Source organism: Rahnella aceris (genome assembly GCF_011684115.1).
GTDB lineage: Bacteria > Pseudomonadota > Gammaproteobacteria > Enterobacterales > Enterobacteriaceae > Rahnella > Rahnella aceris.
In genome coordinates this window covers 114,084-120,801 of sequence record NZ_JAADJV010000008.1, presented here as the reverse complement: position 1 = coordinate 120,801, position 6,718 = coordinate 114,084, and the positions used below count along the sequence as shown (strand labels likewise).

The window sequence follows — 6,718 nt, the reverse complement described above, 5'->3', positions numbered from 1 at the left end:
GTGAAACGCCGTAGCGCCGATGGTAGTGTGGGGTCTCCCCATGCGAGAGTAGGGAACTGCCAGGCATCAAATAAGTGGAAAGCCCCGTACGAAAGTACGGGGCTTTTTGCTATGGGAAATTTGGGTAATGGCAGAAGATCGAAAACTACTGTTTTTGCTGATTTTCCAGCCACCTGATAACAAATTCTCCAACGTCTTCTATCTTATTTATATTCAAGACGCTAATTGTCGTTGAAATAGTCTCTGATAGACAATCACTAGCCACAGCAACAGCATGAATATCAATTAACTGTTCCAATATTCCCCCTGTTCCTTCCCTGTGCAGCACAATTTTGTCGATCTCTTCATGCTTGAACCCTTCAACGAAGATCATATCCAGTTTATTGCGGTCAAAACGCGTCGCAAGATAGTCTAGGTTTAGATGATCCTGCTCGGGCATTTCTGTCATTAATGCCCATCGGCTGCTGCTGGCAACCATAGTCTGGTCCGCACCCGCTTTACGTAGCTCAAAGCTATCTTTCCCTGGAGTATCAACATCCACATCATGATGTGTATGCTTTATCAGACCGGTTCGTATACCACGTTGACGCAAATAGGGGATAAGCTGCTTCAGCAATGTTGTTTTTCCTGTTCCGCTGTGAGCGACGATCCCAAGCAAGGGAATTTGTTGAGTTATCATATTAAAATATCGTGGTGATTAGCTTTCCAATGTGACACATCTTCAGGCGTGTTGAGATTGGAAAACGCTGTGGATTCGTTGAACAATACTGCTTTTGCGTCAATCTGATGAAAGAAAATCATTAATTTCCTGTCGCCATTTGCGAGATAGGTTTCCAGTACTGGAATCAGATTACGGTTCAGCAGACAAAGTGTCGGATGCCCGCGTTCAGGGTCACAGGCAAAAACTGCCCGTTGCCCGGCCGCTTTGGCTAAAAAGGCTTCGGTAAGATTTAACGGAAAGGCTGGTACGTCACAGGGAACGAACAGTACCCACTCGGTTTTACTGGCAGATAATGCGGCAAGCATTCCTGCAAGGGGGCCCTGAAAATCCTGTGTAATGTCAGGGACCGTCTGGAAATTTCGGCCATATCGTTTCGTGTTTCGGTTACAGCTGATGAGAATATCTCCGACTTGTGGGCGTAATCTTTCGGCAATATGTTCAAATAAGGGTTTACCATTAATTTCGACCAGCCCTTTGTCTTCACCCATCCTGCTCGAACGACCACCCGCTAAAATCACGCCGGTAATGTTATCCTGCCCCATAATATTTACCTGTAAAAATGTCTATATTCCGTTCATTGTAACGCCTTACCTTGCGGTCAGGCAGGTTTAACTGTTACCCGGTCAGCTTGTCCTTTCCCTGAAGAAATAACCCTGTTATTTTTAGGGTCTGCAACTACGTTGAAAGGGAATATCATGAAAGAACATCGCGTAAATGAGTTGATCGAACTGCTGCATCCTGCATGGAAAGAAGATTGCGATCTTAACCTGATGGAGTTTATTCAGAAGCTGGCGACAGAATGTGGTTATCAGGGACCTTTGGGAGAACTGAGTGATGACATGTTGATTTATCACCTGAAAATGCGCGGAACTGACAGCACGACTGAAATCCCAGGTTTAAAGAAAGATTATGAGGATGACTTTAAAACTGCACTTTTACGTGCCCGTGGCGTGATTAAAGATTGATGTAAACTTATGTGAACTTCATGCGAACCGCCAAAAATAGATGATACTATTTCCCATTGTCACTTTTCTGTGCGGCTAACCCGAATGAAGTTATGAACAATTCTGCTTTTAATTTTCAGGCATTGTCGCCGGATCTTATCCTTGATGCGTTAGATAGTATCGGTCTGATTGCTGAGTCCGGCCTCACTGCCTTAAACAGCTATGAGAATCGTGTCTACCAGTTTCTGGGAGAAGACAGAAAACGTTATGTAGTGAAGTTCTACCGGCCGGAGCGCTGGAGTGAAGAACAAATCCACGAAGAGCACCAGTTTTCTCGTGATATGGCTGATGCTGAAATCCCTGCTGTTGCCCCTCTTTCTATTAATAAAGATACACTTCATCACTACCAGGGTTATATGTTCACCGTGTTTCCAAGCGTCGGTGGCCGTCAGTATGAAATAGATAATCTCGATCAGCTGGAATGGGTGGGGCGATTCCTCGGGCGTATCCATCAGGTTGGCAGTGAAAGTCTCTTCACCGCACGCCCGACAATTGGCCTCGATGAATACCTTTCCCGACCACGTGATGTCCTGGCGCAGTGTCCTCTGATCCCCAAAAGCCTGCGAGAGCCTTTTTTAACTGCGACAGATAAACTGATCACGACGACCCGGGAATTCTGGCATACCGACTGGCAGCCTTTGCGCTTACATGGGGATTGCCATCCGGGGAATATTCTCTGGCGAGATGGCCCGCTGTTTGTGGATATGGATGATGCCCGTAATGGTCCGGCAATCCAGGATCTCTGGATGTTGTTACATGGCGACCAAAGTGAGCAAAGGCTTCAGTTAGATATCTTGCTGGAAGCTTATGGAGAGTTTGCTGATTTAGATACCAGTGAACTGTCTTTGATGGAGCCGCTGCGTGCTATGCGCATGGTTTATTATCTGGCCTGGGTCGCCCGTCGCTGGGACGATCCTGCATTTCCTAAGAGCTTCCCCTGGATGCAGGACGAAGATTTTTGGCGTGGTCAGATAGCGGCTTTCACTGAGCAAATTAAGAAATTACAGGCACCTCCTTTACGGCTGATGCCAATGTATTGAGTCACGATTAACGTTCAAGTTTAATTAAATGGAGATAGGCTTTATATGAAAAAGATATTCCTGGCACTGGTTGGTATGGTTATGGCCTTCAGTGTATCTGCAGCGCAATTTTCTGATGGCGCGCAATACGTTACTTTAGATAAAACCGTAGCTAATGAGCCACAGGTACTCGAGTTTTTCTCATTTTATTGCCCGCACTGCTACCAGTTTGAACAAGTCTGGCATGTCTCTGACAGCATCCGTAAGAACCTGCCAAAAGATGTGAAATACACTAAATACCACGTTGAGTTCCTGGGGCCGTTAGGTAAGCAACTAACTCAGGCATGGGCTGTGGCTATTGCTCTGGGTGTTGAAGAAAAAGTCAGCCCGCTGATGTTTGATGCTGTGCAGAAACAGCAGTCGGTACAAAATGCTGATGATATCCGTAAAGTCTTTATTCAGGCGGGTGTTAAGGGCGAAGATTATGATGCCGCACTTAACAGCTTCGTCGTGAAATCACTGGTTGTTCAGCAGGAAAAAGCCGCTGCTGATTTGGGTCTGCAAGGCGTCCCTTCTGTATTTGTGAATGGGAAATACATGGTTAAAAATGACGGACTTGATACCAGCTCAATGGATATGTATGTCAAACAATATTCTGATGTGATCAATTTCTTAGCGACCAAAAAATAAGAATTCCTGATCTCGGCGCCAGCTTTCGGGCTGGCGTTATATTTTCTGAAAAAAATAACAACCAAAATGAGTACCCTATGAAATATAAATAATTTATGCCCGGAATGTTTCCTGTAAATATTACTATCCACAATAGCTATTAAGCTTCTATTACACGACTATTTCATAAAAAAACCGATAACCTGATGAAACCAGTAGTTAAAATTCTGGAGTATTTTCCGGATATGATCAGATAATAATTTACTATAAAAACTATTCACAAAGTTATCCACAGGATGATCCTTCGAGATCCCTCGCAACTTCGCAATGAATTTCCCTCTCAAGGTTCGTCTTTCCCGCTGGCTATGGCATCCTTAGAGCATGTCTGATCACGAATAAAGAAGAGTTATGGCCCAGATAGCAGAAAACCCCTTAATCCTGGTAGACGGTTCGTCTTACCTTTATCGCGCCTATCATGCGTTTCCTCCGCTGACCAACTCTGCGGGTGAACCGACCGGTGCGATGTACGGTGTGCTTAACATGTTGCGCAGTTTATTGCTGCAATACACACCAAGCCATGTCGCTGTGGTTTTTGACGCGAAAGGCAAAACCTTCCGTGACGAACTTTTCGAACAGTATAAATCTCACCGTCCTCCGATGCCGGATGACCTGCGCTCTCAAATTGAGCCTCTTCACCAAATGGTCAAAGCAATGGGGTTGCCTTTGCTGGTGGTCTCTGGTGTAGAAGCGGACGACGTAATCGGTACGCTGGCACTCGAAGCTGAACTGGCGGGTCATGCTGTTCTGATCAGCACCGGTGATAAAGATATGGCGCAGCTCGTGACACCGGGCGTGACATTAATTAATACGATGAACAACGCGATTCTGGGGCCAGATGAAGTTGTCGAGAAGTACGGTGTTCCGCCTTCGCTGATCATCGATTTCCTCGCCCTGATGGGTGACTCCTCGGACAATATTCCAGGCGTGCCGGGCGTGGGGGAGAAAACCGCACAAGCCTTGTTACAAGGCATTGGTGGTCTTGATGCGTTGTATGCCGATCTTGATAAAGTATCGACACTCAGTTTCCGCGGCGCCAAAACCATGGCCGCCAAACTCGCTGATAATAAAGACGTCGCCTATCTCTCTTACCAGCTGGCGACCATTAAAACTGACGTGAAGCTGGATTTAACCTGTGCAGAGCTGACGGTTTCTGAACCTGATGCTGATGAACTGCACAAGCTTTTTGGTCGCTATGAATTCAAACGCTGGCTGGCTGATGTTGAATCCGGTACCTGGCTGAGCGGTAAAAAATCAGCAGGTAAAGCGCCGGCAGCAGCGAAGAAAAGCGCACAGGCTGAAGACACAACTTCAGCAGCAGTGATCGAACCTAACCAGCTTTCTCAGGACGGTTACGTCACCATTTTGGATCAGGCGACGCTGGATGAATGGATCGGTTATCTGAAAGGCTCTGAGGTGTTTGCATTCGATACAGAAACGGATGGTCTGGATACGCTGACCGCCAATCTGATTGGCTTATCTTTTGCTACAGAAGCAGGTAAAGCAGCCTATTTACCGGTTGCTCATGATTATCTGGATGCGCCGGTACAGTTGGATCGTGATGAAGTATTGAAACAGCTCAAGCCGATACTCGAAGATGAAAAGCAGCTGAAAGTGGGTCAGAACCTGAAATTCGACCGCGGCGTGTTACTGCGTTATGACATCGAATTAAAAGGCATTGCCTTTGATACCATGCTCGAGTCCTATGTGCTCGACAGCGTATCTGGCCGCCATGATATGGACAGCCTGGCCGATCGCTATCTCGGCCATAAGACCGTCAGTTTTGAAGAGATCGCAGGTAAAGGCAAGAACCAACTGACCTTCAACCAAATCGCGCTGGAGCAAGCGGCGCCTTATGCGGCGGAAGATGCTGATGTAACATTGCAATTGCATCAGGCACTGTGGCCTCGGATTGCGGAAAGCGAATCCCTGAAGACTGTTTTCACGGATATCGAAATGCCGCTGGTACCTGTGCTGTCTCATATCGAGCGCACTGGCGTTCTGATTGATCAGAATATCCTCGCCGCCCACTCAAAAGAACTGGCTATCCGTCTGAATGAGCTGGAAAACAAGGCACATGAACTGGCAGAAGAACCTTTCAACCTGTCTTCGACCAAACAATTGCAGGCCATTCTGTATGAAAAACAGAAATTACCGATTCTGAAGAAAACGCCGGGTGGCGCGCCATCGACTAATGAAGAAGTTCTGGCTGAGCTGGCTCTGGATTACCCGCTGCCAAAAGTCATTCTTGAATATCGTGGTCTGGCAAAACTGAAATCGACCTATACCGATAAACTGCCATTGATGATCAATCCGCAGTCCGGACGTGTGCACACGTCTTATCATCAGGCAGTGACTGCCACCGGGCGTCTATCTTCCAGTGATCCAAACCTGCAAAATATTCCGGTGCGTAATGACGAAGGTCGCCGCATCCGTCAGGCGTTTATCGCGCCGAAAGACTACATTATTCTCGCTGCCGACTACTCGCAGATTGAACTGCGTATCATGGCGCATTTATCTAAGGATGAAGGTTTGCTGAAAGCGTTCGCCGAGGGGAAAGATATCCACCGCGCGACTGCCGCAGAAGTCTTCGGTACGCCGCTGGAGAAAGTATCCGGTGAGCAACGCCGCAGTGCGAAAGCGATTAACTTCGGCCTGATTTATGGCATGAGCGCCTTTGGTCTGTCGCGCCAGCTAAATATTCCGCGCAAAGAATCCCAGCGTTATATGGATTTGTACTTTGAGCGCTATCCGGGCGTGCTGGAATACATGGAACGCACCCGCACTCAGGCGTCTGAGCAGGGTTACGTTGAAACGCTGGATGGTCGCCGTCTGTATCTGCCAGACATTAAGTCCAGTAACGCCATGCGCCGTAAAGGTGCGGAGCGTGCAGCGATCAACGCCCCGATGCAAGGAACGGCTGCGGATATTATCAAGCGTGCGATGATAAGCGTCGCTGACTGGCTGAAACAACCGGATGCGCCGCGTGCTCGCATTATCATGCAAGTACACGATGAACTGGTGTTTGAAGTGCATAAAGATGATGTGGAAGTGGCAAGCGAAAAAATCCGTAATCTTATGGAAGCAAGCATGACGCTGGCCGTTCCACTGAAAGTAGATGTGGGCACTGGCGAAAACTGGGATCAGGCTCACTAAGTGAATAGTTATTAAGCTTTTTTTGTAATTAAGCTACAGGATTATGTGCTCATACCATGAGAGTGATCGCATAATCCGCGATTTTTGTGTAA

The 6,718-nt window shown here is 47.3% G+C and carries 6 protein-coding genes; 4 read left to right on the top strand and 2 right to left on the bottom strand.

Annotation, left to right across the window (positions count from 1 at the left end; translation table 11 throughout):
• Nucleotides 1–145: 145 nt before the first annotated feature.
• Nucleotides 146–679 carry a molybdopterin-guanine dinucleotide biosynthesis protein MobB gene (gene mobB, locus GW591_RS23825; protein WP_037035576.1) on the bottom strand — a complete coding sequence of 178 codons (534 nt, stop codon included), beginning with the start codon at nucleotides 677–679 and terminating at the stop codon, nucleotides 146–148.
• Nucleotides 676–1,263 carry a molybdenum cofactor guanylyltransferase MobA gene (gene mobA, locus GW591_RS23820; protein WP_037035575.1) on the bottom strand — a complete coding sequence of 196 codons (588 nt, stop codon included), beginning with the start codon at nucleotides 1,261–1,263 and terminating at the stop codon, nucleotides 676–678. The genes mobB and mobA overlap by 4 nt, the downstream gene beginning before the upstream one ends.
• A gap of 153 nt (nucleotides 1,264–1,416) precedes the next feature.
• Between mobA and GW591_RS23815 the strand changes: the two genes are divergently transcribed.
• From GW591_RS23815 to polA, 4 genes are all read left to right on the top strand, one after another.
• On the top strand, nucleotides 1,417–1,686 hold the full coding sequence (locus tag GW591_RS23815) for a YihD family protein (RefSeq protein WP_013577661.1): 270 nt from the start codon (nucleotides 1,417–1,419) through the stop codon (nucleotides 1,684–1,686).
• Between the two features lie 92 nt (nucleotides 1,687–1,778).
• Nucleotides 1,779–2,765, top strand: coding sequence for a serine/threonine protein kinase (locus GW591_RS23810; protein WP_121020216.1), 987 nt, complete (start codon nucleotides 1,779–1,781; stop codon nucleotides 2,763–2,765).
• Nucleotides 2,766–2,810: 45 nt separating this feature from the next.
• Nucleotides 2,811–3,434 carry a thiol:disulfide interchange protein DsbA gene (dsbA, locus tag GW591_RS23805; protein WP_013577659.1) on the top strand — a complete coding sequence of 208 codons (624 nt, stop codon included), beginning with the start codon at nucleotides 2,811–2,813 and terminating at the stop codon, nucleotides 3,432–3,434.
• Nucleotides 3,435–3,821: 387 nt separating this feature from the next.
• On the top strand, nucleotides 3,822–6,626 hold the full coding sequence (polA, locus tag GW591_RS23800) for a DNA polymerase I (RefSeq protein ID WP_121020215.1): 2,805 nt from the start codon (nucleotides 3,822–3,824) through the stop codon (nucleotides 6,624–6,626).
• The last annotated feature ends 92 nt before the right edge of the window (nucleotides 6,627–6,718 follow it).

Bases quoted from the DNA above. Each gene is read 5' to 3' on its own strand.
- GW591_RS23815 (WP_013577661.1), top strand. From the start codon at position 1,417: ATGAAAGAACATCGCGTAAATGAGTTGATCGAACTGCTGCATCCTGCA.
- mobB (WP_037035576.1), bottom strand. From the start codon at position 679: ATGATAACTCAACAAATTCCCTTGCTTGGGATCGTCGCTCACAGCGGA.
- polA (WP_121020215.1), top strand. From the start codon at position 3,822: ATGGCCCAGATAGCAGAAAACCCCTTAATCCTGGTAGACGGTTCGTCT.
- dsbA (WP_013577659.1), top strand. From the start codon at position 2,811: ATGAAAAAGATATTCCTGGCACTGGTTGGTATGGTTATGGCCTTCAGT.
- GW591_RS23810 (WP_121020216.1), top strand. From the start codon at position 1,779: ATGAACAATTCTGCTTTTAATTTTCAGGCATTGTCGCCGGATCTTATC.
- mobA (WP_037035575.1), bottom strand. From the start codon at position 1,263: ATGGGGCAGGATAACATTACCGGCGTGATTTTAGCGGGTGGTCGTTCG.